The following is a 23,375-nucleotide window of genomic DNA, read 5'->3' on the forward strand; positions in this document are numbered from 1 at the left end:
CCTACAAATGTATAGGCAATTTGAAGAACTTACACCTGCATGTAAATTTTTAGGAGGCACTCCTTCAGGGAAATTGCTCTATTTTAACGATTTTATCTTCATTATTGCTCAATTAACCTAGCATTTCTATGGACATGTGAAGGCATTCCCCTAATTTTGCGGCTCACTATTAAACATTTTTTCTAACCATGGCACAGGTATTAGCCGACAGAATCAATAATCTGGAAGAATCCTCTACCCTCGCGATGTCCAAAAAGTCAAGAGAATTGGCTGCTCAAGGACACAAAGTCATTAACCTTTCCATAGGTGAGCCTGATTTCAAGACACCTAAACACATTTGTGATGCCGCGAAGGATGCCATAGATAAGGGTTTTCATTCCTACACTCCGGTAGCAGGAATTCCTGAACTAAGAAAAGCTATTTCTGAGAAGTTTAAACGCGATAATAATATAGATTGGGCGCCTGAAAACATTGTGGTTTCTACAGGAGCTAAGCATTCTCTAGCCAATGTGATTTCTGTATTAGTTAACCCAGGTGATGAAGTGATCATTTTGGCACCTTATTGGGTAAGCTACTCAGAGATGGTGAAACTTGCCGAAGGAAATTCAGTAGTATTAGAAGGTGCTTTTGAAAATGATTTCAAAGTGACTGCTGAACAGTTAGAGAAAGCCATCACAGAGAAAACCAAGGTGGTGATGTTCGCTTCTCCGAATAACCCTACCGGTTCGGTTTATAGTGAGTCTGAATTGAGAGCTATCGCTAAGGTGATAGAAGAACATCCTAACGTATTCGTGTTGGCAGATGAAATCTACGAATACATCAACTTCCGTGAGGAGGGACATTTTAGTATTGGATCTATCCCTGAGATTAAAGATAGAGTGATTACCGTGAATGGTATGGCAAAGGGATTTGCTATGACAGGTTGGAGAATAGGATTTATAGGTGCAGCAAAATGGATTGCAGATGGAGTAGAGAAACTTCAAGGACAAATCACTTCTGGAACCAACCATATCGCTCAAAGAGCATCTGTAGTGGCTTGGGATGATATGTCTGCCGCTGAAACCATGCGTAAAGCTTACCTTCAGCGAAGAGATATAGTGGTGAACTTACTGAAGGAAATCCCTGGTTTCAAAGTAAATGTACCTGAAGGAGCATTCTATGCTTTCCCTGATGTGAGTGCTTACTTTGGAAAATCAGACGGGGAAAAGGTCATTGCTAACTCGGATGACTTAGCCCTTTGGTTACTGGAAAAAGCCTATGTAGCCACGGTAGCTGGATCTGGTTTTGGAGCTCCTAATTGTATTAGAATATCTACTGCCGCCTCAGAAGAATCATTACGTGAAGCTATAGCTCGTATCAAAGAAGCCGTAGCTACATTAAAATAAGAGATGGATTACTCGTATCATAAACCGGTAATGCTTACAGAATGCCTTCAGGGTCTTAATATCCGCCCTGATGGCATTTATGTAGATGTTACTTTCGGAGGTGGAGGCCACTCCAGAGAAATTCTAAAGCACTTGACTACCGGGCACCTCTATGGATTTGACCAGGATGCGGATGCCCAAGAACAAGCTTCAAAGATCTCCTCTCCGAACTTCACCTTTATCCGCGCAAACTTTAGAAATATTAGAAAGTACCTTAAGATCTACGGTGTAAGTAAAGTAGATGGCATATTAGCTGATTTAGGTATTTCTTCCCACCAGATAGATACTCCTGAGAGAGGATTCTCCACACGTTTTGATGGAGAGTTAGATATGAGAATGAATACCTCTACCGGTATAAGTGCAAAAGAGGTAGTAAATGAGTACGCTGAAGATGAATTACATAAGATCTTTGGTATGTACGGAGAATTGAAAAATGCTAGAAGTGTAGCCCGAGCTATAGCATTGGAAAAAGGAAATATCCATACGGTTCAAGATCTCAAAGATACACTTAAACATCTGGCTCCTAGAGGGAAGGAGAATAAATTCTATGCACAGGTCTTCCAGGCACTACGTATAGAAGTTAATGAAGAACTAAAGGTTTTAGAAGAATTCTTGCTTCAAGTTCCTGAAGTTCTGGCTCCTGGAGGAAGACTAGTGGTGATGTCTTACCACTCTCTAGAAGATAGACCCGTGAAGAATTTTATTCGCAGTGGAAAGTTCTACGGAGAAGTGGAAAAAGACTTATTTGGGAATGAAATTAAACCACTACAAGCTGTTACAAGGAAGGCTGTAGAAGCGTCTGAGGCAGAAATAGCTGAAAACCCCCGTGCCAGAAGTGCAAAACTTAGAATAGCAGAGAAGCCGGAGTAAACTGTCCGGATTTATTAATGCTCCGAAATTTTCGCTAGGCTTGCCGGAATATTTCCCGATTTTCTTTATACTTTTGGGTAGTGCTTTACCTAATACTTTCACAATTATGAATCAGTTCCGTTCCAGGAAGGCTGCCCCTGTGGCTGCGCCCAAAAAGAGCTGGTTAAGTTCAAGTGCCGATTGGATTACACTCAAGCTTGGCTTAGAACAGCGGTTGACTCCCAATGCTTTAGCGCGAATTCTTTGGATGGGAGCGCTAACTATAGTCTACATTTACTTTCAGCATAATTTTGACCGCCTCATCCGTGAAACGGAAAGAGCAGAAAAGATTTTACAGGAAAAGCGAGCGATGTTTATATCGTTCAAAGCGAATTATCTGTACTCCAGTAAACAGTCGGAAATAGAGAAGAAATTAGAAGGTAAAGGTTTTACGAACAGTCAATCTCCTATAAAAATTTCTAATCCTTAAGTCCATGTCCAACAGTAAAATCAAAGATACCTTTATTCTCAGGTCCTGGAAGGTATGGGGTGGCTTATGTGTATTAGCTGCGCTCATCGTTTTTAAGATCGTTCAGTTCCAAACTACCAAAAAGGAAGAACTCATAAACCTGGTCAAAGACACCCAGATGAAAGAAAGGGTTATTGACGCCCAAAGAGGAAACATCTATGCTGCAGATGGAGTTTCTATTCTGGCCACTTCTACGCCGGAGTATAGAATGGTGTTAGATCCAAGCGTAGCTAAACCGGAGGTTTTTAAAGAAAATATTACTCCCCTAGCCGAAAAGTTAAGCGCATACTTCAAGGACAAAAGTGCAGCGGCGTACAAAGAGAAGATCTTGAACGCCAGAAAGGCAGGTCTTAGATATATAGTGATCAATAATAAGCGACTGACCTATAAGGAAAAGTCCTATTTAGAATCTTTTCCACTTTATGATATAGGATCCGTAAAAGGTGGAGGCTTTTTTGAAGAAAGCGAAAGGAGGTTTCACCCATTCAATACTCTTGCAGAAAGAACCATTGGTAACCTAGACAAAAAAGATAAAAAGAAAGGAGCTACCGGTCTGGAAGCTGAATTTGATGCTTATCTAAGAGGAATTGACGGAAAAGGGTTTTATGAAAGATTGCCCGGAGGTTACATGAAGCCGGTAGATTTGGAATCAGATATTGCCTCTGTTCCGGGCCAAGATATTGTGACTACATTGGATGTCAATTTCCAGGATATAGCCGAAAGCGCTTTGAGGGCGCAAGTGGAAAAAACGCAGGCAAAGTACGGTAGTGTGGTTCTTATGGAAATTGAAACAGGGGAGGTGAAGGCTATAGCGAACCTGACTCGCCATACGGATTCCAATGGTAGAATATTTTTCAGTGATGACATCAACTATGCAGTGACCAGAGGAGGTGACCCCGGGTCCACGTTTAAACTGGCATCCATGCTTGCCATACTGGAGAAATCAAACCTTAAACCAGATGATTTTGCGGTTGAATGCAAAGGTTCTATCAGACATAAAAACGTATCCTTCACCTGTTCCCATAGCCATGGAGAACTAACTGTTCAGCAGGTTTTCGAGAAGTCATGTAACATAGGAATTTATGCGCTGATGAAAAGGACGTTTGGCTTTGGAAAGTCAGATGAGTTCTATAATTATCTGAAGAAATTTAGACTGGATCAGCAAACGAATTTCCAACTAAAAGGGGAACCGGCTCCATTGATCAAGAGCTCAAGCAGCAAGACCTTCAGTGGAACCACCATACCTTGGATGTCAATAGGTTATGAGACAAGAATCACACCTATTCAGATGTTAACCTTCTATAATGCAGTAGCAAATAACGGATATTGGGTTCAACCTCTCTTGGTGAAGGAGATCAGAGCAGGAAATGTTACCATACAGAATCTCAAGGCCAAAAAGGCCTCTGATTCTTTTGCATCAAAACGCTCCATAGAATATGTGCAACAAATGATGAGGGGAGTGGTGCAAAACGGAACGGCCAAAAACATTCATTACGGAGAATGCACTACAGCCGGTAAAACCGGAACTGCACAAAAAAGAGTAGAAGGAGCATATCAAAGAGGTACCTATTACACTTCCTTCATAGGATATTTTCCCGCAAATAAACCTAGGTATACGGCCATTGTAGTGATTGATGAGCCTATAGGTCAAAACGTCTATGGTGGTGATGTATGCGCTCCAGTATTCAAAACCATAGCAGACAAGATTTATGCCTATGATATGGGTATGCACAGGACTTTGGTCTTAAAATCTGAAGCAGACAAAGCTGCTTCTCAGATAGCGCTTAGTAAGGCTACAGATCAGGCAGCCATAGCCAGGAAACTAAATTTTGTCAAACGTCCTACTGGAGATGGATGGTTAAAACCTACTGTGGTAAAAAGGGATTCTGTAGCTTGGAAGGAGGAAAAAGTGGAGGAGTTGAGCCACCTGATCGGTATGACCCTTAGAGACGCCCTTCCCATTTTGGAAAATAAAAACTACATTGTGCGTTATTCCGGATTTGGAAGAATTTCAGAAGTAAGGAATGAAGGAAAAGTAGTAAATTTAGTACTAAGATGAGGAGTTTATTTGAGGCTCACGAAAGGTTTAAAGAGAAATCATTAAAGATTAGGAGATTTAAGCATAAGGATCTTGTAGGTTTATTCGCAAAAATCCCATTTGAGAAAACAGTTGTTGGAACATCCTATGAAGGAAGACCAATCACCAAGATTAAAGTAGGGCAAGGCAAAAGAAAGATTCTTCTGTGGTCGCAAATGCATGGCGATGAGGCCACGGCCACCATGGCTATTTTTGATATATTTCATTTTCTGCAGGCAAAGGGAGATGAGTTTCAAGGTCTGAGAGATTCCATTCTTAATGAATTGGAACTTCATTTTGTGCCCATGTTAAATCCGGATGGTGCAGAAAGATTTCAAAGGAGAACCGCTCAGGAAATAGACATGAATAGAGATGCGGTCTCATTGCAATGTCCGGAAAGCCGAATTCTTAAAAGTTTGGTCCTAAATCTAAAACCTGAATTTTCTTTTAACCTCCACGATCAAGCAAAATACTATGCGGTAGGGAATACAGGTGTTCAAACCACCATCGCATTTTTAGCTACGGCGTATAATGAGGCTAGAGAATGGAATGCGGGTAGGATAAAGTCTGCACAAGTGATATCATGCATGAATTCTGCTTTACAGGAAATTATTCCTAATCGAGTAGCCAGGTTCTCTGATGAGTTTGAGCCTAGGGCATTCGGGGATAATATTCAATTGTGGGGTAGCAGCCTTATCTTAGTGGAGTCAGGATTTTATCCTTCAGATGAAGAAAAGCAATACGTAAGGGCTCTGAACTTCCAATCCATATTAATAGGCCTACAGTCCATTGCACAGCAATCTTATACCGGCTATAAGATAGAAGATTATGAAAGTATACCAGAGAACAATAGAGTATTGCTAGATTTGAAGATAAAGAATTTAGCAGTGGGCGAAGGGGAATTTCAGTATGTTACGGAGGTTGGCGTGATGCAAACGGAAATAAATTCAAGGAATGCAAAGAAATTTACTCTTGAGAGCGTTATTGAAGAGTTAGGTGACCTATCCGTATTTTCGGGAATTTCAGAGTGGGATGCGCAAGGAGGTAGATTTAGGCCGATAAGTGAATTTCCGGAATTGATGAAGGAGTATAAAATTAAAAATGCTCCTAAATGCTTGAAGATAGGAGAACCAGCCACCTTTGTTGTAGATTTCGGAAATGCCCAGACCCTTATTCTTGATGGTAAAATTATTTAGCCTGTTTCTCTTTCTTTCTACAGCTGCATTAGCTCAGGAGCGATCCATTTACGGTAGAGTGGTAGATAGTACAAAGCACGAAGGCATTAATAACCTCATTATTCAAAATACTCGCTCCGGTCAAATGGTTAATACCAATAGATCTGGAGATTTCTTTATCCGAGCTTCTGCCGGAGACTCTATTGTGGTCATGGATATAGGATATAACCGTGTGGGTTGTGTATATGACGGCCAAAACAGATATCCAGTGATCGCTACAAAAACTCAACCTATTATGTTGAGAGAGGTAGTGATCACGGAGAAGCGAAAAAAAGAACTTCAGGATGAAATTGACGCATTTTTAGAAAATCCTCAGAGTGCTGGTGCCATACGGAATGAAATCTTAGGTAATGTGCTTAGTACAGAGACTACCCAACCGGGGATAGGGATTTCTATTGACGCCTTGTGGGAATTATGGAGTAAAGAAGGAAAAATGAATAGGAAAGTTGCCGACTTGAAGTATCACGATCTGAAAGCTTTCTATGCCAGTTTAAAATACAATAAGCAGGTGGTTCTCCAAGTGACGAAGATGGAGGAAGATGAACTTGATGATTTTATGAGTTTTTGCAAACCTACAGAGGATTTTATTCTAAGGGCAAATGATTATGACCTTACCCAGAAGATTCTTCAGTGTTATCGTGAATTTAAAACTTCAAGAATCTTTAGGAAGATTCGTTAATTTCCTTCTTTCAAAAATCATTAAATCTATGACCTGATCGTAAGACATGATTCCATATTCCCTTCCATTAGCTTTCAAGAAGAGGTCATAGATGGGTGCTATTATAAATTGCTGTAAGGGGTTTCTGTAAGATTTCCATGCCAGATGATCTCTGTGAGCATCTCTATAAACAGCAGAATCTAATGTTTTGTATAAGATCTTACTGCTGGTACTGTCTACATTAGAAAGCCTTGCTAATGCCCTCCAGATGACATGATAATTTGCGGAGTATGCGGTGACGGCATCTCCACTATTCCTTCCGGCCAGCCAAGCAAGATAGTTAGCTTCGTCTTCAGAAGCGAAACCCATCTGATGTGCCATTTCATGTAGGGTTACAGCAGGTAGATCAACGTCAATATTGATCTTGTTTACGTTTGCTTCTCCGGACCAAAAGGTATATATGCCGGAAGTCCCCATATATGCCAATAGTGCGCTGCCAGTAGCTTTTTTGATAGAGGGTATCCTGTACTTTAAAAATGGCAAATTTAAGTTTTCGTAGTAAGAAGGGGCATTCTCAAAAACCTTTTCGCTTGTGATATTTTGAAGTGTATGATCAGAAAATTGTCTTCTCAAAGCATTGGTTTCCTTTACCAAATCCTCACATAAGCTTCTTAGTTCGTCAACCGTGGGCGTTTCAGTGGAGTAGCCCAAAAGTTGGCTAACAGGCATTCTATAATAGAGTAGTCCCCAGGTTATCTGGTAAAAGAAGAGAATAGGAGCTAACCAAACCAGGATTTCCCTCAAGAATCTTTTGAATCCCAACTTCCCTTGCGAGAAAAGCTTGTAGAGTAAATATATGCCTATAAGATATATGCTGAGTAATCCGGTAGAAAACGGGAAGATAGAACTTATATGTCTTAATATAGCTGAAAGCGGTTGGAATACGTAGGGAATAAAGCTGCTTTCTATCCAAGAAGTCTTTGTTCTTAGGTAGGCATACAGTATGATTTGTAGGGGTAGGCTATAGAGGGCTATTTTTCTCATAGGTGAAAAAAAGGCTGGTATAAAGATACCAGCCTTTTCTATTAACGGATTGGAATTCCGTCGCAACCACGACCTCCTCCCGGATAGAATCCACAGATCAGGACTCCTTCTTCTCCGTTTTCGTATGCTTTGTTAATAATTTCTTTAACTTCCTTAGATGATTTCACTTGTTGGTTACCCACGGAAGTGATGATAAATCCTTTTTCAAAGTTGGTGTTAGTAGAAAGCAGACCTGTTTCCTTAATGTCTTTAATCTTTACACCATTACGGATGTTATATCTTTTTAGGTCGTCTGAGCTAAGGTCCTCTAACACCATTCCCATCTTACCAAATGCCGTGGAGGCTTCAGGATCCTTCTTAACTAATTCCTCTCCCCCGGAGTTATTTCTCAAGGTTACGGTATAGTCTTTTACGGATCCATTTCTATTAATGGTTAGAACCACTTTCTCTCCCGGACGTTTCCTTCCTATCAGCTCTCTAAATTTAGCTTCAGAACGCATTTCTACACCATCAGCTTTGACAATAACGTCCCCTTTCTTGATTCCGGCCGCTTTTGCTGCGCCATTTTCCGGAACGTTATTTACATATATACCTTCATCAAGTTTCACGTCAAATTCACGTGCGTTCTTACTATTAAGCTCTATGGGTTCTATACCTACGTAGCCTCTTTGCACATCCCCATATTTAATGATATCAGCAGAAACCTTCTTAACAATGCCTGATGGTACGGCAAATGCGTATCCGGCATAGGATCCATTTGGTGAAGCAATCGCCGTGTTAATTCCTATTAAGTGCCCCTGAAGGTTAACTAATGCACCTCCACTGTTGCCCGGGTTAACCGCAGCATCCGTTTGGATGAAGGATTCTATAGGGCTAATGGCGTTTTGGTTCTGTTCTCTGCTAAAAGGGTTACCTCTTTGATTTCTACCTAAGATATTAATATTACGACCAATGGCAGAGATGATACCGGCGGTAACGGTTGACTCAAGGTTAAATGGGTTACCTACGGCTAATACCCATTCACCGATTCTTACTTCGTCTGAATTACCGAAAGTGATGGCTGGAAGATTCTTTTCTTCAATTTTTATAACGGCAATGTCCGTAGATGGGTCACTTCCGATCACTTTAGCAGTATAGGACTTCTTATTGTAAGTGATCACTTCTAGATTACTAGTGCCTTCAATCACGTGATTATTCGTGACTATATATCCATCCTCAGAAATGATTACACCTGATCCTGAGGATTCCTGTCTTTGTTGACGTGGAGCTTCATCTTCGAAGCCAAAGAAATAATCAAAGATGGAACCAGACCTTCTGGAGTATTGACGGGTTATTATGGACTTGATATGGACAACTGAAGGGGCTGAGGTTTCGGCCGCGTAAGTAAAATCACCGGGTTTACCTGCTGGAAAATTGGTAAAAGATACCATTCCATCTTGGCTTTTGGATTCAGCGGTTTTAAACTCTACGTCTTTTGCAACGTATTTGTTGTATGCTTTAACCCCCACTAAGGTCAATAGAGTAGACATTACCGCGATAAGTACTGTCTTTAAGTTATTGCTTAATTTCATAATATTTAGTGCTTTGAGGTAACTTTTAAAGGTGTAAATTATGGTTTTTACTGTCCACACGAATAGTTAACGCAAATCTATCACAGAAAATGTATAGGGTATTAAAGTCGTTAACAATTTTTAACGTAAAAGGCCTGGCCAGTTAGGCCAGGCTTTTGACTTATTGTATCGCGATTAAACGCGGCTCTTTGGGTTTAGCTTCTTCCAATTTTGGAAGAGTTAGAACTAAGATGCCGTTATCGTATTGTGCGGTAATATTTTCTGAATCCACAGTTTTAGGTAGTCGGAAAGACCTTTGGAAAGAAATAGAAGTAAATTCCTTTCTTAGATATTTCTTCTCTTCTGTGGCAGATTCTTTTTTAGAAGAGATAGTTAATAAACGATCTTGAACTTCTATTTTAAACTCGTCTTTGCTAAAACCAGGGATAGCTAATTCTATTTCAAACCCGTTTTCACTTTCGCTAATATTAGCAGAAGGAGTGATAGCAGGAGTATTGAAAATCTCATTAAATAAGGAGTCGTAATTTCTAACCAGCGTTTTCATATTGATTCTTGTTTAAGTTTTGTACTCCATAGATCAAAGCTGATACCAATCCAATTTGTAAGACAAATTGGCATCTTTGGCATTATAAAGGAAACGGAAGCATGTCAAATCGGCAGGGTTTTGCGGGCTGGAGGTGTAAAAGTGTCGCTTAAGAATCTTTTTGAATGGAAATTCGTTTTCCTTTCGAATAAATAATATAGCTATGTATATATCATTTGATGAGTTACCGGGCAATGCCAGGATATGGTGGTATCAGGCAGATAGAAATTTAAGTCCTTCGGAAATAGAAATCCTAGATAGTCAGTTAAGGTCAAATATGGACAATTGGCTTACGCATGGTATGCCCATGAAAGGATCATTTACTATATTATTTGATAGAGTAATTCTGATAGGTGCAGATACTGACTTTCAGAGTCCTTCGGGCTGCTCCATAGATAGTTCCACTCGTTGGTTGAAGGATTTGGGGGCTCAGCTGGGTCTTCAGTTGTTTGACAGGTCAATTGGATATTTTAAAGACGATGAATTGAATTTTATTTCGTTTTTTGATGCTAAAAAAGTGATTCAAGAGGGTCATATACAGTCAGATACCAAAATCTTAAATACTCAGATTTCCAGTAAGGATGATGTAGACACTCGCCTTACAATACCGGCAAGTGAGACATTTTTGAAGCGTTATTTTGAAAAGGTTACTTTATAATTTTTACAGAGCTTAGATAAAATTAATTTTCTTTCCTAATGGTATTATTTCGAGTCTTTGCATAACTTTAGTATTATTTAACCTTTTTAATGACTGACAGTTTAAATTTTAGTTTATCCGAAGAACATAAAAGTATAAAAGAGGCTGCAAGAGATTTTGCACAAACCGTTTTGTTGCCAGGAGTTATAGAACGGGATATTGCTTGCAGTTTTCCTAAAGAGGAAGTAAAGAAATTAGGAGAGTTAGGATTTTTAGGCATGATGGTGGATCCCCAATATGGTGGATCAGGTTTAGATACCCTTAGCTACGTAATTGCCATGGAAGAGATAGCTAAGGTGGATGCTTCTGTGGCAGTAGTGATGTCTGTAAATAATTCCTTGGTATGTTATGGTTTGGATAAATACGGTAGTCCGGAACAAAAGGAGAAGTATTTAAAGCCACTTGCGTCTGGTGAGATCATTGGGGCCTTTTGTTTATCTGAGCCAGAAGCCGGATCTGATGCTACTTCGCAGAGAACTAGCGCTGAGGATAAAGGAGATTTCTATTTAGTAAATGGTATAAAAAACTGGATCACCAATGGGAATTCTGCCAGTGTTTATTTGGTCATTGCTCAAACCCATGCTGAATTGAGGCATAAAGGCATCAATGCCTTGATCGTGGAAAAAGGGCAAGAAGGATTTCTGGTGGGTAAGAAAGAGGATAAGTTGGGTATCCGTGCATCAGACACTCATTCTTTGAATTTTAATGATGTTAAGGTCCCAAAAGACAGAAGGATAGGGGAAGATGGGTTTGGTTTTAAGTTTGCCATGTCTACTTTGAATGGAGGTAGAATAGGGATAGCCGCTCAAGCATTGGGGATAGCCGCCGGAGCTTATGAGTTGGCCCTAAAGTACTCTAAGGAAAGGAAAGCTTTTGGTAAGCCTATATCTGAACATCAGGCTATACAATTTAAATTGGCTGAGATGCATGCCAAGATCCAAGCTGCCAGATGGATGGTCTATAAAGCAGCTTGGGACAAGGATCAGGGGAATAGTTATATTGAATCTGCTGCCATGGCGAAATGGTATGCTTCTGAAGTTGCTATGTGGGCCACGACAGAGGCTGTTCAAATTCACGGAGGGTATGGTTATGTGCGCGAATATCATGTGGAAAGAATGATGAGAGATGCTAAAATCACCCAGATTTATGAAGGAACTTCGGAGATTCAGAAGCTGGTAATAGCTAGAGAGATTCTGAAATTATAAATTAAATGATGTTTAGAATTTTAGTTTTTTTGAACTAAAATGTTGAAGAAAATATAGTTAGGCCTATAATTACTTTTTTCTATAACGAGAAAATACAATTTTTTATCAGGGGAAAGTGAATATAAGCCAATAGATTGTACTATTTTTACGGGGTTTTTCATTCCCGGTTTATAACATTTACATATGGAAGATTATAACAAAATAATTGAATCCTTAGGTGTTAAATTTGGAAAGGCTAGACATATTAATATTCTGCAGCCTATTCAAATTAAAAACTTTTACGATGTAGAGAACACCCTTTTGGTTCTGTATAACGGCGATGTCAAGATTGAAAGCGTAGAGGAGAAGGTGATGGCCGGAGATATTCTTTTCATTCCGGGAGGTAAACCTTGTACCATCACGTATGGAACAGGAGAGGCTAAGCCGGTAACTTACGAAGAGTTCATGACTCAGCGTGAAGTTTACTTTGAGCCTATGACGGACCCAGCGGAAATTGGCATAGTAAAGAATTCATTCGGTTTAGTGGCTTTTGAAGCTAAAGTCTTTGATTCCGTGAATTTCTTCTCTTCCTTGGATATACCACCTTTCTTTATCCCTCAAAACACAAAGTTGGCAAACTTGATCAAAGAGATCTTGATTGAAGATTTTACAGATCAACCGGGTAGAGGAAGAGTCATTTCTATAAAGACGGAAGAGGCTGTTATTGAATTGATCCGTCACATCTTAAGGAATCAGTTGTTTGTAGAACAATTAGCTACAAATAGCACCTATTTCAAGGATCCTCGATTGATAGATATCTTCACCTACATTAAGAATAATCTGGCCGGTGATTTGTCGAACAAGCAGCTGGCAAACGTGGCGAATGTATCTGAAGACTATGTTGGTCAATATTTTAAAATTCTTACCGGTATAAATCCACAGGATTATATTGAGTACCAAAGAATGGAAGAGGCAGTGAATCTACTTAGAACTACCAAGAAGAGCATCAGAGCTATTGGAGCGGAAGTGGGTTATAAAGACACCGCCTATTTCTGTAGGAGATTCAAAATGATGTTTGGTATTCCGGCAGGAAAGATGAGAAGAAGAGATTCTCTAATGATATAGAAGAAAGGCCATCTGAGAAGATGGCCTTATTTTATGGCTTTTAGGCTTAAGTCAAGACTTTTTACAGAGTGGGTTAAATATCCCATAGATACGTAATCTACACCCGTTTCGGCATATTCTCTTACATTCTCAGGAGTGATCCCTCCAGATGCCTCAACCGGGAATCTGCCATCTATTATTTGAAGGGCTTCTCGGATTTGTCCGTAGTTAAAGTTATCAAGCATAATTCTCACAACACCCCCTACTTCCAGCACTTGCTTTAGCTCGTCTAGGTTTCGGACCTCAATTTCTATATCCAGCTTTAGTCCTTTTTCCTTCACATAGTTTTGGGCAGCTTGTAAAGCTTCTTTGATGCCTCCGGCATAATCTACATGATTATCTTTGATCAGTATCATGTCAAATAAACCGAATCTATGGTTGACTCCACCGCCAATTTGTACCGCCCATTTCTCTAATAAACGGATTCCCGGCGTGGTTTTTCGAGTATCTAAGACTTTACAATTAGTACCTTCTAAACGGTCTACAATGGATTTGGTAACCGTTGCTATCCCGCTCATTCTCTGCATGCAGTTCAGTACAAGTCGTTCTGCTGTTAATATGGAACGATCCGGACCTTCCACATATAAAGCTATGTCGCCAGGTTTGATAGGTGAACCGTCTTTTAGTAAGACTTCAACTTTCAGTCGAGGGTCAACCGTCTTGAAAATTAATTCCGCTAGTTCTACGCCAGCTAATATACCTGTATCTTTTACTAGTAGCTTGGCCTTGCCTATAGCATCTGCAGGTACGGTAGATAAAGAAGTGTGGTCACCCTCTCTAACGTCTTCTTCTAGAGCAAGGTTTATAAACTTTAAAAGGTCTTCTTGGTTAATCATCATTGCGTTTGAAACTTTTAAAAAGACTCCAGATCTTCATCATGATCACGCCGAATACCGCTTCTTTGAAGATCTTGGTTGACATTTTCGACTGTCCTTTGGTTCTGTCAGTAAATACAATAGGAACTTCTATAAGTTTGAATTTATAAAGATAGGCGTTAAACTTCATCTCAATCTGAAATGCATAACCTACAAACTGAATTTTATCTAGAGGGATGGTTTGAAGTACTTTTCTGGAGTAGCAAATAAACCCGCCCGTAGGGTCCATAACCGGCATACGCGTGATCATACGAACATAAATGCCGGCAAAGTAGGACATGAGTACTCTACTCATCGGCCAGTTGATTACGTTAACCCCTTTTATATACCTAGAACCTATGGCTACGTCATTCCCTTCGTCCCTACAAGCATGAAGAAGACGGACAAGGTCTTTTGGATTATGTGAAAAGTCTGCGTCCATTTCAAAGATATAGGAGTAGTCTCTAGCTAAGGCCCATTTGAATCCGTGGATATAGGCAGTACCAAGACCTAATTTACCTTTTCTTTCTTCCAAATGTAAGCGTCCGCTGTATTCTTCTTGAAGATTTTTTACGATCTGGGCTGTACCATCAGGTGAGCCATCATCAACTATCAATACATCAAAGGCTTCCGGAAGCGAAAATACCGCTTTGATAATGCTTTCAATGTTTTCGTATTCGTTATAGGTGGGAATGATGACCAGGTTCTTCATTTCACGGCTTCTAATTTTTGTTCGGGTTCTTTCTCGGCCTCATCTAATTTTTTTGTGGCAGCATTCAGGATGTTTAACATCTTCTTCTTGTTCTGTAAGTAATAGTCGTAACTTTCATAATAGGTAGTAGAGTCTATGCCGTGCTTTTCAAAGACCTTGTTCTGTAGATAACGGTAAGCCACCTTTGTAGAGTCTGAGGTACGAAGGAAAAAATGATCTACCTTGCTTTCTAATACCTTCAGCTCAAAGATAATTTCACTCATCTCTTTTTCGCTCACAAGTTTAGAGGGCCCGGAATCACATCCCGCTAAGGAGATTAGTAAAATAATTGCTATTTTTATACCCCTGTTTCTCACCAAAAGGCTGTTCTTTTTTGCAAATTTACGCAGAGTAAGGCGGAATAGGTGCTACATTATCTGTAATATTCCTTGAAAGATATCATAAATAAACTTAATAAGTACGAGATACGTATTCGAAAGGCGGTGAATTCCCACCTTAACGGGAACTTTAGTTCCGTGTTTAAAGGTACAGGTTTAGAGTTCAGTGATTTGAGAACTTATCAATACGGAGATGATGTACGCGCCATCGACTGGGTGGCTTCTTCAAAAGGGCAGGGAACCTATGTAAAGATCTTCAAGGAAGAGAAGGAGCAAACCGTCTTTTTTATGCTTGATGTCAGTGGGTCTCAAGAGGTAGGGAAACGAGGAAATCTTAAAATGGACATGGCAAGAGAACTTTGTGGTGTCCTAACATTAGCAGCTATAAAAGAAACCAGTCAGGTAGGCCTCTATTGCTTCTCGGATGAAAAGGAGTTGTATATCAAGCCTGAGGGAGGAATGAAGCAAGCTTATAATATAATATCCAGTATTTATAAATTGCTTCCTCAGTCGCCTAGAACTGACTTGTCTAACGCCATTTCTTTTACCCTGAATATTCTAAAGAAAAGGAGTGTGGTGATCTTGATTTCAGATTTTTTGGATCAAAATTACCAGCAGAACCTGAAAGCTTTGGCCAGAAAGCATGATTTGGTGGTGCTACATATCTATGATCTTAGGGAAATAACTCTCCCTAACTTAGGAATCATTCCTGTTCAGGATAAAGAAACAGGAGAGATTACGTGGCTAAATAGTAATTCTGCGGCTTTTAAGCGTAGTATGCGAGAGTCCTTTGAGGAAAACAGGGAGAGTTTAAGAAAGTTTTGCATTCAGAATAGAGCGAACTATTTAGATATTGAGGCCGGAGCGGATTATGTAAGTCGTTTAATTCAGCTTTTTAGAGTTAGAAAATGAGGAGATTTTTACTCATATTCCTAAGTTGTATCCCGGCCTTTGCCCAGAAGCCCCAAGCGCATTTCCTGGAAGATTCCGTCATGGTGGGTAAAGAGATTAAGTTGGCTATGTCATATACCCATTCCAGTAAATCAGATGTGGTATTTCCGGATTCTAGTTATGATTTTACCCCCTTTAAGTTCGTAAGTTATGAGCTTTTTGAAACAAAAACTATTGATGGTAAGAGCTTAGATAGCGTGGTCTATACTTTGGTTACATATGAGTTAGATTCCGTGCTATATTTCCAGCCCTCTATCAAGTATCTGATTTCAGGAGAAAAGGTATATGCTGATTCCGCTAAGGTCTACCTGAAATCAAGCATAAAGGGCACACCGCGGATTAAGGAAACGGTTCCTCTGTTTGTGGTAAAGAAGGATCTAAATCTACCGAAGATTACCTATTACTTGATAGGTTTATTTCTGATCATATTTGTTATCGTTGCCTTTTTTGGGGATTGGTTTAAGCAGAAATACCGCCTATTTATTTTGGAGCGTAAGCATAAGCGATTTTTAAATGATTTCAAGAAGAGGGCTCTCCGTCCAAAACTGTTGAACAATAATGAAAGGGCGGTTCAAGAGTGGAAAATGTACATGGAGGAGCTGGAACAGGAGCCTATTTCCACGATGTCTACTTCTGAATTAGGTAAACTCTATCAAAATCTACCTTTAGAACAAGCTTTGAAGACCTTTGACTCTGCTATTTTTGGAGGAGTGATCAGTGAGGAACTTCCTATGGCATATAATGTTATGCAGAATTTTGCTGTAAGGCGTTATAGGCAAATCAGAAGATCTGGAGCACATTTACATAGAAGTTAAGCGAAAGTTTTGAACTATTCCTACTTAGCCCAATTAACCCTATGAATGTTAGGAATTTCATAGGAATTTATTTTAAATTGCGCCACTAAAATTTTTCAATCCTAAAATTATTGATATGGAAAAAAGTATATGGCGAACCAAGCCGATTAGTGCTTATGAAGCGGATATGAAGAAAAGTACCTTAAAGAGGGTACTAGGAAAATGGAGTTTAACGGCGATCGGAATTGGTGCCATAATAGGTGGAGGGATATTCGTATTGACCGGTACTGCAGCTTACTATCACGCAGGACCTGCACTAGCTCTCTCCTTTGTAGTGGCAGGTATCGCATGTATTTTTGCTGCTTTGTGTTATGCTGAATTTGCCTCTATGCTTCCTGTAGAAGGTTCAGCTTATGCTTATGCTTATGGTACAGTTGGAGAAGTTTTCGCATGGCTCATAGGCTGGGGTTTAGTGCTCGAATATATGATGGGAGCCATGACGGTTGCAGTGAGCTGGTCGGGCTATTTTAATAAGATGCTGAAGATGTTCGGCATGTACATACCGGAAAATTTGGTAACAGACTCTATTTCTTATCAAGGTGAGGGTTTTGCCTTTAATTTGCCAGCTTTTATCATTGTTTTGGTAGTTACCTACGTATTAGCTAAGGGAACTAAAGAAGCGGCAAGTACAAATAACCTGATTGTATTGGTTAAGACCTCCGTGGTTCTTTTCATTATTATCGTAGGTGCATTCTACATTAATTTTGAAAACCTTACTCCCTTTATTCCGGAAGAAACTACTATTATTGGATCTCACGGAACACCTGAAGTAGCTTATGGTTATAAGGGTATTATCATGGGTGCTTCCGCCGTGTTCTTCGCTTATATCGGGTTTGACGCAGTTTCTACTCAGGCTGCGGAGGCTATTAATCCGAAAAAGGATATACCATTTGCTATCATAGCTTCTCTTTTGATCTGTACTGCTCTTTACATTTTGATGTCTCTTGTATTGACAGGTATGATGAACTTTAAAGAATTTGGTACTATTCCTGATGGATTGACAGCACCGGTGGCCATTGCGTTTGAGCGTGCAACGGGCATGACTTGGGCGGTTATCTTGATTACAGTGTCTGCAACTGTAGGCTTGATCTCCGTATTGCTTGTGATGATGCTAGGTCAGTCTAGAATCTTTATGGGTATGGCGAAAGATGGTCTTCTTCCTCCTATTTTCAAAGAGATCAATCCAAATACTAAGACTCCTGTTAAAAACACCATCATTATCGGTATTATCGTGGCTCTAGTGGCTTCTTCTACTCCGATTAGCACTTTGGTTCACATGTGTAGCTTTGGTACCTTATTCGCCTTCTCTATGGTATGTTTTGCTGTATGGAGGTTGCGTTATACACAACCTGAGTTGAAAAGAGGATTCCGTACACCGGCATTACCTTTGATCGCTACAGCAGGTATTGCCACAAACATCTATTTGATCATGAACCTGGAGCGCTCAGCCATCTACATGGCCATGGGTTGGTTAACTTTAGGTATCTTGGTTTATTTCCTTTATGGAAAAAGAAACTCCGTTCTTAATAATGGAGGGTATGATAATTTACAGGATTAAATATCAATTTTATAAGGTAAAGGCGGTCTAATTCGGGCCGCCTTTTCTTTTTTCAAAAAGTTTTCTATTTTTGCCCGCTTATAAAATTTGCTCAAAGAGAATAGACCTCTCTCTTTCAGATTTATTCATACTCTGCCATGGGTCGGGGAGACAAAAGTAAATTTTCAACATGAAAGTAGCAGTTGTGGGTGCCACCGGTCTAGTAGGTGGTGAGATTCTTAAAGTTTTAGAGGAAAGAAATTTTCCTGTTTCTGAAATTATTCCGGTAGCTTCTGAAAGGAGTATAGGTAAGAAGGTAAGCTTTAAGGGTAAAGAGTACACGGTAGTGGGCTATGATGAGGCTATAGCAAAGAAACCTAACGTGGCTATTTTTTCAGCTGGAGGTAGTACGTCATTGGCTATAGCTCCGAAGTTCGCTGAAGCAGGGATCACAGTGGTAGATAATTCTTCTGCTTGGAGAATGGATCCTACAAAGAAATTAGTGGTGCCTGAAGTAAATGCTGATGTGTTAACAGCAGAGGACAAGATTATCGCTAATCCTAATTGCTCTACCATACAGATGGTAGTGGTTTTAAAACCTCTGCATGATAAGTATAAAATTAAACGTGTAGTAGTTTCTACTTACCAATCTGTCACAGGGACAGGTAAAGCAGCCGTTGATCAATTATTTGGTGAAAGAGCAGGGGATAGTTCAGTTGAGAAAGTGTATCCTTACACCATAGATTTAAATGTACTTCCTCATATTGACGTATTCCAAGAAAACGGATATACGAAGGAGGAAATGAAGATGATCAAAGAAACCAATAAGATCATGGGAGATGATAGTATCCGGGTGACCGCTACTACAGTAAGAATCCCAACTATTGGCGGACATTCTGAAGCGGTGAATATTGAATTTGAAAACGATTTCGATTTGGCGGAGGTGCGTGCACTTTTGGAAGCTACTGAAGGTGTCATAGTTCAAGATGATCCTGCAAATCTGGTTTACCCAATGCCAATAAATGCACACGGCAAAGACGAGGTTTTTGTGGGTCGCATTCGCAGAGATGAATCGCAAGATAATACACTTAACCTTTGGATCGTGGCTGATAACCTGCGCAAAGGCGCGGCCACAAATGCTGTGCAAATAGCGGAATATCTTTCCAAAAAAGGTTTGATCTAAGAAAAAGGCTCACCCATTAAGAAAGTCCCGCTGAAATGCGGGACTTTTTTTTCAATGAACCAAAAAGGAATACTGTTTACTTTATTAGGAGCCATATGCTTTTCCGCAAAAGCTATTATGGTGAAACTAGCTTACCTTCAATACGATGCGTCAACCATGGAGCTGTTGGGGCTTCGCTATTTCTTTTCCTTGCCAATATTTCTGATTATCGCCTTGTGGCGCTATAAAAACGGAAAGTTTATCTCTCTGAAAATCAAGGAGTGGGCTATTCTATTATTGTCAGCATTTCTGGGGTACTATATGGCCAGTTGGTTAGATTTTCAGGGCTTACAATATGTCTCTGCCGGCATTGAACGGGTAATCTTGTTCACTTACCCTACCCTTGTGGTACTCTTTTCCAGATTGTTTTTCAAAAAGGCCATCTCAAGGACTTCAATTTGGGCTTTGGTCCTTTGTTATGGTGGAATATTTATCATTGCGGCTGAACCGAAGTTTTTTGCCGGGGAAAATGTCATAGTAGGTGGTGTTTTGGTTTTTCTAAGTGCGGTTACTTATGCTCTTTATCTTGTTTTTAGTGGGGAACTTAGTAGCCGACTAGGTTCCATTAACACCAACACCCTTGGAATGATCTTTTCTTCTCTGTTTGTTTTTATTCATGTAGCCTTTACGCCTGCCATATCCTGGGGGAATTTAGACCCCGGAGTGTATTATTATGGATTAGGGATTGCTTTGATCAGTACCGTCATTCCCACTTTTCTAATGATGGAAGGGATACGACTATTAGGAGCAAATAAAGCATCCATCATTGGAAGCATTGGTCCGGTATCCACCTTAATTATGGGCTACTTTTTTTTGAATGAAAGATTTACCCTACAGGAATTAGCAGGGTCCATATTAGTAATGATAGGGGTATTTCTGATTGGTAAGAAATAACTATTCGAATAGTCTACCTTGTACAAATTGAGGTTTAACCTCCTTGCCCATCAATGGAAATCTTGTGATCTCTTGATAATGGCGTTGATGAGGTTTCTTTCTCATGAAAATGAGTTCTTTAACTACGAACAAATCTTCAAAGTGCTTATTCTGCCATTTTTCAGAAATGCAGCTGCACATATCCGTATCTAAATCCTTGAAAACGGGAATGTGGAAGAGAGGATGAACATTGACATTTGTACGCGTAATATTGCGTAAATCGTTCTTTTTGTTCGTCATTCTTAGCAGCTCTTTAGGAGTGGGTTTTACCTGTATGTAAAACGTATCCGGATGGCTGCCAAAATCAGTTAATTGTAAGGTGAAGGGTTGAACCTGCGCAAAGAATTTTCTCAGTTGAGGGAGCATTCTGGCTTCATAACTTTCATGCTGAAGATAATCCAATACGGCTATACTAGGGGTGAAGAAGGGGTTTTGAACCATATTTACCTCGCTACGAATGCTGTCTCTTAGTTTTTCAATTCTAAAAGAGACTTTTTTTTCTGGTTCAATTAGTAGCAAATAAGATGCCTTCTCCTGGGAATTATCCATGAACTTATCTTAAAACATATTGGTTGCTCAGGCATTCAAAGATATAGCATATATCTTAATTTTCAATACGAAAAAGCGAAATTCTGGAGGGGAATGAGCTATTTTTGTATCAATAATTTATGTATCTGCTAATGAATCAAAGTGTTGAAATTGTAAAGGAATATTATTCACATTTTAATAATGGCAATTGGGAGGGAATGCAATCCCTTTTATGTGAAAATATAAGACATGAACCTAATCAGGGAACACCCAGAATAGGCCTTGATAAATTCAAAGAATTTCAAGCTCACATGGAGCGCTGCTATCAGGAAACCTTAACGGATTTAGTTTTCTTCTCAGAACCTGAAGGTAAAAGAGTAGCAGTAGAATTTGTGGTAAACGGAATATACAAATCCACTGATGAAGGATTGCCGGAAGCAAAGGGACAAAAGTATGTTCTTCCTGCAGGAGCATTTCTCGAAGTAGAGGAGGGAAAGATTACTCGTATTACCACCTACTATAATTTGCCATTATGGGAGTCCATGGTTCTGAATTGATGGGAAAAAGATTTATAGGGCAGGAAATAGAAGAGGTTATACCTCAATTAGCCGAACTCCGCATCCAGGTTTTCCGCGATTTTCCCTACCTCTACGAAGGAAGCTTGGAATATGAAAAGGAATACCTTAAAACATATACAAACTCCAAGCAGTCTTTTCTTTTTGCTGTGTTTGACGGAGATAAGATGGTGGGGGCAACTACCTGTATCCCTTTGCTGGACGAAACAGAGGAGGTAATACTACCATTTAGAGAGTCTAAATTACCTTTGGAAAAGATAGTATACTTTGGTGAAAGCATCCTTCTAAAGCCATATAGAGGATTAGGTTATGGGAAGCGCTTTTTTCAGGAAAGAGAGGCCCATGCTAAAAGTCTACAAGGAATAGAGGAGGTTTACTTCTGTGGAGTAAGGAGACCTGAAAATCATCCCCTACGTCCTGCAGATTATCAGCCCCTGGATCCGTTCTGGCTTAGTCAAGGATATAAAAAGAAAGAGGGATTGGTGTCTTATTTTTCTTGGCTAGATATTGGCAAGGATGAAGAAGATGAAAAACCTATGGATTATTGGTTTAAGAAAATATGAAGATTGGCGTTGCAAATTATCCCATAACCTTGCATAAAAATTTAGAGGAGTGGAAAGAGCATGTAGAGAAGTGGGTAATCCAAGGAAACGAAGCGGAATTACTCGTTTTTCCTGAATACGGATCTATGGAAATGGCGAGCATTCTGCCTGAGGAGAAAGACCCTAAGGTGCAAGTTTCTGCCATGCAGACCTATTTGGATGCTTTTAAAAGTTGCTATGCAGCTCTAGCTGAGAAATACAAGAAGATTATAGTAGCGCCAAGCTTCCCTCTACTTTGGGAAAATAAGGTCATCAATAGAGTTTTTGTATTTGGACCAAAGGGAGAGGAAGTAGGCTATCAGGACAAATGGTTTATGACGCCTTTTGAGAGGTTTGATTGGGATGTTGCGCCAGGTGAACCTAAATTGACGGTTTTTGAAACTCCTAAAGGTAGTTTTGGGATACAAATCTGTTACGACTCAGAATTCAGCATTGGTAGCAGATTACTAGCAGAAAACGGTGCAGATCTTATTCTTTTGCCAAGTTGTACAGAAACATTGAGGGGAGCCACTAGAGTTCATGTAGGAGCAAGGGCCAGAGCATTGGAAAATCAATGTTACACGGCCGTATCCCAAACCATAGGAGAAGCATTATGGTCTTCTGCAGTAGATTATAATTATGGTTATACAGGATTTTATTCCAGTCCGGACTTAGGACTTCCAGAAGATGGGATATTGCAGCTAGGGCCTAAACAATTGCAAGGTTGGCTGATCCAGGAACTGGATTTTTCTTTAAACCAAAGAATCAGAAAAGAGGGTGGCGTGAGGAATTTTGAGGATCATCAGAAAATTCTGCAGGTTCACAAGGATTTTAAATTTGAGATTGTTCGAAAAAAAATAGAGGTGGGTTAATCCCACCTCATTTTATTTTCCTCGTTGCGGACGTTTGCCACGAGGCTTATTCCCCTCTTCCCATTTCTTCAATTGCTCTTGAGTCAATACAGAGCTGTATTGCTTTTTTAGTTCTGCCCTTTCGACTTTCATCTTTTCGCGCTTTTCAAGGGCCTCAGCATGTTTCTTCTTTGCTTCTTTCAGGTTGATGTCATATAGTTTCTTATATTGAGCATCATCTAAGCTTAATTTCTCTTTCATATGTTGCGTTTTGCGTTCCGCCATCTTTTCCGGAGAAAAATCTCTTTTCTGCTGAGCGAATGCACCAAAGGACATAAATCCTGCTACTAACATCATTACTACTGTCTTTTTCATAATTTTAAAA

Annotated in this window: 25 protein-coding genes; 17 read left to right on the top strand and 8 right to left on the bottom strand. The window is 39.8% G+C overall.

Features of this window, described 5'->3' with window-relative positions:
* The first annotated feature begins 188 nt into the window (after positions 1-188).
* The 6 genes from LBYS_RS13150 to LBYS_RS13175 all read left to right on the top strand — a co-directional run bounded on the left by LBYS_RS13150 (position 189) and on the right by LBYS_RS13175 (position 6,793).
* The gene (locus LBYS_RS13150) at positions 189-1,385 is read left to right on the top strand and encodes a pyridoxal phosphate-dependent aminotransferase (RefSeq protein WP_013409336.1); all 1,197 of its coding nucleotides are present in this window, start codon (positions 189-191) and stop codon (positions 1,383-1,385) included.
* 3 nt (positions 1,386-1,388) lie between these two features.
* On the top strand, positions 1,389-2,294 hold the full coding sequence (gene rsmH, locus LBYS_RS13155; protein WP_013409337.1) for a 16S rRNA (cytosine(1402)-N(4))-methyltransferase RsmH: 906 nt from the start codon (positions 1,389-1,391) through the stop codon (positions 2,292-2,294).
* A 106-nt stretch (positions 2,295-2,400) separates the two neighbouring features.
* Positions 2,401-2,763: an FtsL-like putative cell division protein gene (locus LBYS_RS13160; RefSeq protein WP_013409338.1), complete on the top strand. Its 363-nt coding sequence runs from the start codon at positions 2,401-2,403 to the stop codon at positions 2,761-2,763.
* Positions 2,764-2,767: 4 nt separating this feature from the next.
* Positions 2,768-4,861, top strand: coding sequence for a peptidoglycan D,D-transpeptidase FtsI family protein (locus LBYS_RS13165; protein WP_013409339.1), 2,094 nt, complete (start codon positions 2,768-2,770; stop codon positions 4,859-4,861).
* Positions 4,858-6,075, top strand: a complete 1,218-nt coding sequence (locus tag LBYS_RS13170; RefSeq protein WP_013409340.1) for a M14 family zinc carboxypeptidase — start codon at positions 4,858-4,860, stop codon at positions 6,073-6,075. Before LBYS_RS13165 ends, LBYS_RS13170 begins: the two co-directional genes overlap by 4 nt.
* Positions 6,059-6,793 (top strand): hypothetical protein, encoded by a 735-nt coding sequence (locus LBYS_RS13175; RefSeq protein ID WP_013409341.1) that lies wholly within the window; start codon positions 6,059-6,061, stop codon positions 6,791-6,793. The genes LBYS_RS13170 and LBYS_RS13175 overlap by 17 nt, the downstream gene beginning before the upstream one ends.
* On the opposite strand, the gene LBYS_RS13180 is transcribed toward LBYS_RS13175, so the two are convergent.
* The 3 genes from LBYS_RS13180 to LBYS_RS13190 all read right to left on the bottom strand — a co-directional run bounded on the left by LBYS_RS13180 (position 6,767) and on the right by LBYS_RS13190 (position 9,931).
* Positions 6,767-7,816, bottom strand: a complete 1,050-nt coding sequence (locus LBYS_RS13180) for a DUF3810 domain-containing protein (RefSeq protein ID WP_013409342.1) — start codon at positions 7,814-7,816, stop codon at positions 6,767-6,769. The two genes, LBYS_RS13175 and LBYS_RS13180, sit on opposite strands and share 27 nt — an antisense overlap.
* Before the next feature lie 41 nt (positions 7,817-7,857).
* Positions 7,858-9,387, bottom strand: a complete 1,530-nt coding sequence (locus LBYS_RS13185; protein WP_013409343.1) for a trypsin-like peptidase domain-containing protein — start codon at positions 9,385-9,387, stop codon at positions 7,858-7,860.
* Between the two features lie 160 nt (positions 9,388-9,547).
* Positions 9,548-9,931 (bottom strand): Hsp20/alpha crystallin family protein, encoded by a 384-nt coding sequence (locus LBYS_RS13190; protein WP_013409344.1) that lies wholly within the window; start codon positions 9,929-9,931, stop codon positions 9,548-9,550.
* 202 nt (positions 9,932-10,133) lie between these two features.
* Here LBYS_RS13190 and LBYS_RS13195 point away from each other — a divergent pair, with 202 nt between their 5' ends.
* The 3 genes from LBYS_RS13195 to LBYS_RS13205 all read left to right on the top strand — a co-directional run bounded on the left by LBYS_RS13195 (position 10,134) and on the right by LBYS_RS13205 (position 12,976).
* Positions 10,134-10,628, top strand: coding sequence for a hypothetical protein (locus LBYS_RS13195; RefSeq protein WP_013409345.1), 495 nt, complete (start codon positions 10,134-10,136; stop codon positions 10,626-10,628).
* Between the two features lie 89 nt (positions 10,629-10,717).
* Positions 10,718-11,872, top strand: coding sequence for an acyl-CoA dehydrogenase (locus tag LBYS_RS13200; protein ID WP_013409346.1), 1,155 nt, complete (start codon positions 10,718-10,720; stop codon positions 11,870-11,872).
* Positions 11,873-12,055: 183 nt separating this feature from the next.
* Positions 12,056-12,976: a helix-turn-helix domain-containing protein gene (locus LBYS_RS13205; protein ID WP_013409348.1), complete on the top strand. Its 921-nt coding sequence runs from the start codon at positions 12,056-12,058 to the stop codon at positions 12,974-12,976.
* A gap of 26 nt (positions 12,977-13,002) precedes the next feature.
* On the opposite strand, the gene nadC is transcribed toward LBYS_RS13205, so the two are convergent.
* Genes nadC through LBYS_RS13220 form a run of 3 tightly spaced genes read right to left on the bottom strand, consistent with a single transcriptional unit; the run spans position 13,003 to position 14,859 of the window.
* Entirely contained in the window at positions 13,003-13,854 is an 852-nt protein-coding gene (nadC, locus tag LBYS_RS13210) for a carboxylating nicotinate-nucleotide diphosphorylase (RefSeq protein WP_013409349.1), read from the bottom strand.
* Complete coding sequence (locus LBYS_RS13215; protein WP_013409350.1) at positions 13,844-14,581, bottom strand: polyprenol monophosphomannose synthase; 738 nt, start codon at positions 14,579-14,581, stop codon at positions 13,844-13,846. Before LBYS_RS13215 ends, nadC begins: the two co-directional genes overlap by 11 nt.
* The gene (locus LBYS_RS13220; RefSeq protein ID WP_148225827.1) at positions 14,578-14,859 is read right to left on the bottom strand and encodes a DUF4296 domain-containing protein; all 282 of its coding nucleotides are present in this window, start codon (positions 14,857-14,859) and stop codon (positions 14,578-14,580) included. Before LBYS_RS13220 ends, LBYS_RS13215 begins: the two co-directional genes overlap by 4 nt.
* Before the next feature lie 150 nt (positions 14,860-15,009).
* Here LBYS_RS13220 and LBYS_RS13225 point away from each other — a divergent pair, with 150 nt between their 5' ends.
* The 5 genes from LBYS_RS13225 (at position 15,010) to LBYS_RS13245 (ending at position 20,416) form a co-directional block, all read left to right on the top strand.
* On the top strand, positions 15,010-15,870 hold the full coding sequence (locus LBYS_RS13225; RefSeq protein ID WP_013409352.1) for a DUF58 domain-containing protein: 861 nt from the start codon (positions 15,010-15,012) through the stop codon (positions 15,868-15,870).
* A complete protein-coding gene (locus LBYS_RS13230; RefSeq protein ID WP_013409353.1) occupies positions 15,867-16,724 on the top strand; it encodes a hypothetical protein in 858 nt (285 codons plus the stop codon). The genes LBYS_RS13225 and LBYS_RS13230 overlap by 4 nt, the downstream gene beginning before the upstream one ends.
* Positions 16,725-16,839: 115 nt before the next feature.
* The gene (locus LBYS_RS13235; RefSeq protein WP_013409354.1) at positions 16,840-18,321 is read left to right on the top strand and encodes an APC family permease; all 1,482 of its coding nucleotides are present in this window, start codon (positions 16,840-16,842) and stop codon (positions 18,319-18,321) included.
* Between the two features lie 169 nt (positions 18,322-18,490).
* Entirely contained in the window at positions 18,491-19,483 is a 993-nt protein-coding gene (locus LBYS_RS13240) for an aspartate-semialdehyde dehydrogenase (protein WP_013409355.1), read from the top strand.
* A gap of 54 nt (positions 19,484-19,537) precedes the next feature.
* Positions 19,538-20,416, top strand: a complete 879-nt coding sequence (locus LBYS_RS13245) for a DMT family transporter (protein ID WP_013409356.1) — start codon at positions 19,538-19,540, stop codon at positions 20,414-20,416.
* Here the strand turns inward: LBYS_RS13245 and LBYS_RS13250 are convergent, their stop codons facing one another.
* Positions 20,417-21,004, bottom strand: coding sequence for a hypothetical protein (locus LBYS_RS13250; RefSeq protein WP_013409357.1), 588 nt, complete (start codon positions 21,002-21,004; stop codon positions 20,417-20,419). It abuts the gene before it with no gap.
* A gap of 131 nt (positions 21,005-21,135) precedes the next feature.
* Between LBYS_RS13250 and LBYS_RS13255 the strand changes: the two genes are divergently transcribed.
* Genes LBYS_RS13255 through LBYS_RS13265 form a run of 3 tightly spaced genes read left to right on the top strand, consistent with a single transcriptional unit; the run spans position 21,136 to position 23,011 of the window.
* Positions 21,136-21,540, top strand: a complete 405-nt coding sequence (locus tag LBYS_RS13255; protein WP_041823718.1) for a nuclear transport factor 2 family protein — start codon at positions 21,136-21,138, stop codon at positions 21,538-21,540.
* The gene (locus LBYS_RS13260; RefSeq protein ID WP_013409359.1) at positions 21,516-22,121 is read left to right on the top strand and encodes a GNAT family N-acetyltransferase; all 606 of its coding nucleotides are present in this window, start codon (positions 21,516-21,518) and stop codon (positions 22,119-22,121) included. Before LBYS_RS13255 ends, LBYS_RS13260 begins: the two co-directional genes overlap by 25 nt.
* On the top strand, positions 22,118-23,011 hold the full coding sequence (locus LBYS_RS13265; protein ID WP_013409360.1) for a carbon-nitrogen hydrolase family protein: 894 nt from the start codon (positions 22,118-22,120) through the stop codon (positions 23,009-23,011). The genes LBYS_RS13260 and LBYS_RS13265 overlap by 4 nt, the downstream gene beginning before the upstream one ends.
* A 12-nt stretch (positions 23,012-23,023) precedes the next feature.
* Here LBYS_RS13265 and LBYS_RS13270 read toward each other — a convergent pair whose 3' ends face one another.
* Positions 23,024-23,365: a DUF4890 domain-containing protein gene (locus LBYS_RS13270; protein WP_041823721.1), complete on the bottom strand. Its 342-nt coding sequence runs from the start codon at positions 23,363-23,365 to the stop codon at positions 23,024-23,026.
* Positions 23,366-23,375: the final 10 nt, after the last annotated feature.

Source organism: Leadbetterella byssophila DSM 17132 (genome assembly GCF_000166395.1).
GTDB lineage: Bacteria > Bacteroidota > Bacteroidia > Cytophagales > Spirosomataceae > Leadbetterella > Leadbetterella byssophila.

Coding starts and splice junctions, on each gene's coding strand:
- LBYS_RS13150 (WP_013409336.1), top strand. CDS start 189: ATGGCACAGGTATTAGCCGACAGAATCAATAATCTGGAAGAATCCTCT.
- rsmH (WP_013409337.1), top strand. CDS start 1,389: ATGGATTACTCGTATCATAAACCGGTAATGCTTACAGAATGCCTTCAG.
- LBYS_RS13160 (WP_013409338.1), top strand. CDS start 2,401: ATGAATCAGTTCCGTTCCAGGAAGGCTGCCCCTGTGGCTGCGCCCAAA.
- LBYS_RS13165 (WP_013409339.1), top strand. CDS start 2,768: ATGTCCAACAGTAAAATCAAAGATACCTTTATTCTCAGGTCCTGGAAG.
- LBYS_RS13170 (WP_013409340.1), top strand. CDS start 4,858: ATGAGGAGTTTATTTGAGGCTCACGAAAGGTTTAAAGAGAAATCATTA.
- LBYS_RS13175 (WP_013409341.1), top strand. CDS start 6,059: ATGGTAAAATTATTTAGCCTGTTTCTCTTTCTTTCTACAGCTGCATTA.
- LBYS_RS13180 (WP_013409342.1), bottom strand. CDS start 7,816: ATGAGAAAAATAGCCCTCTATAGCCTACCCCTACAAATCATACTGTAT.
- LBYS_RS13185 (WP_013409343.1), bottom strand. CDS start 9,387: ATGAAATTAAGCAATAACTTAAAGACAGTACTTATCGCGGTAATGTCT.
- LBYS_RS13190 (WP_013409344.1), bottom strand. CDS start 9,931: ATGAAAACGCTGGTTAGAAATTACGACTCCTTATTTAATGAGATTTTC.
- LBYS_RS13195 (WP_013409345.1), top strand. CDS start 10,134: ATGTATATATCATTTGATGAGTTACCGGGCAATGCCAGGATATGGTGG.
- LBYS_RS13200 (WP_013409346.1), top strand. CDS start 10,718: ATGACTGACAGTTTAAATTTTAGTTTATCCGAAGAACATAAAAGTATA.
- LBYS_RS13205 (WP_013409348.1), top strand. CDS start 12,056: ATGGAAGATTATAACAAAATAATTGAATCCTTAGGTGTTAAATTTGGA.
- nadC (WP_013409349.1), bottom strand. CDS start 13,854: ATGATGATTAACCAAGAAGACCTTTTAAAGTTTATAAACCTTGCTCTA.
- LBYS_RS13215 (WP_013409350.1), bottom strand. CDS start 14,581: ATGAAGAACCTGGTCATCATTCCCACCTATAACGAATACGAAAACATT.
- LBYS_RS13230 (WP_013409353.1), top strand. CDS start 15,867: ATGAGGAGATTTTTACTCATATTCCTAAGTTGTATCCCGGCCTTTGCC.
- LBYS_RS13235 (WP_013409354.1), top strand. CDS start 16,840: ATGGAAAAAAGTATATGGCGAACCAAGCCGATTAGTGCTTATGAAGCG.
- LBYS_RS13240 (WP_013409355.1), top strand. CDS start 18,491: ATGAAAGTAGCAGTTGTGGGTGCCACCGGTCTAGTAGGTGGTGAGATT.
- LBYS_RS13245 (WP_013409356.1), top strand. CDS start 19,538: ATGAACCAAAAAGGAATACTGTTTACTTTATTAGGAGCCATATGCTTT.
- LBYS_RS13250 (WP_013409357.1), bottom strand. CDS start 21,004: ATGGATAATTCCCAGGAGAAGGCATCTTATTTGCTACTAATTGAACCA.
- LBYS_RS13255 (WP_041823718.1), top strand. CDS start 21,136: ATGAATCAAAGTGTTGAAATTGTAAAGGAATATTATTCACATTTTAAT.
- LBYS_RS13260 (WP_013409359.1), top strand. CDS start 21,516: ATGGGAGTCCATGGTTCTGAATTGATGGGAAAAAGATTTATAGGGCAG.
- LBYS_RS13265 (WP_013409360.1), top strand. CDS start 22,118: ATGAAGATTGGCGTTGCAAATTATCCCATAACCTTGCATAAAAATTTA.
- LBYS_RS13270 (WP_041823721.1), bottom strand. CDS start 23,365: ATGAAAAAGACAGTAGTAATGATGTTAGTAGCAGGATTTATGTCCTTT.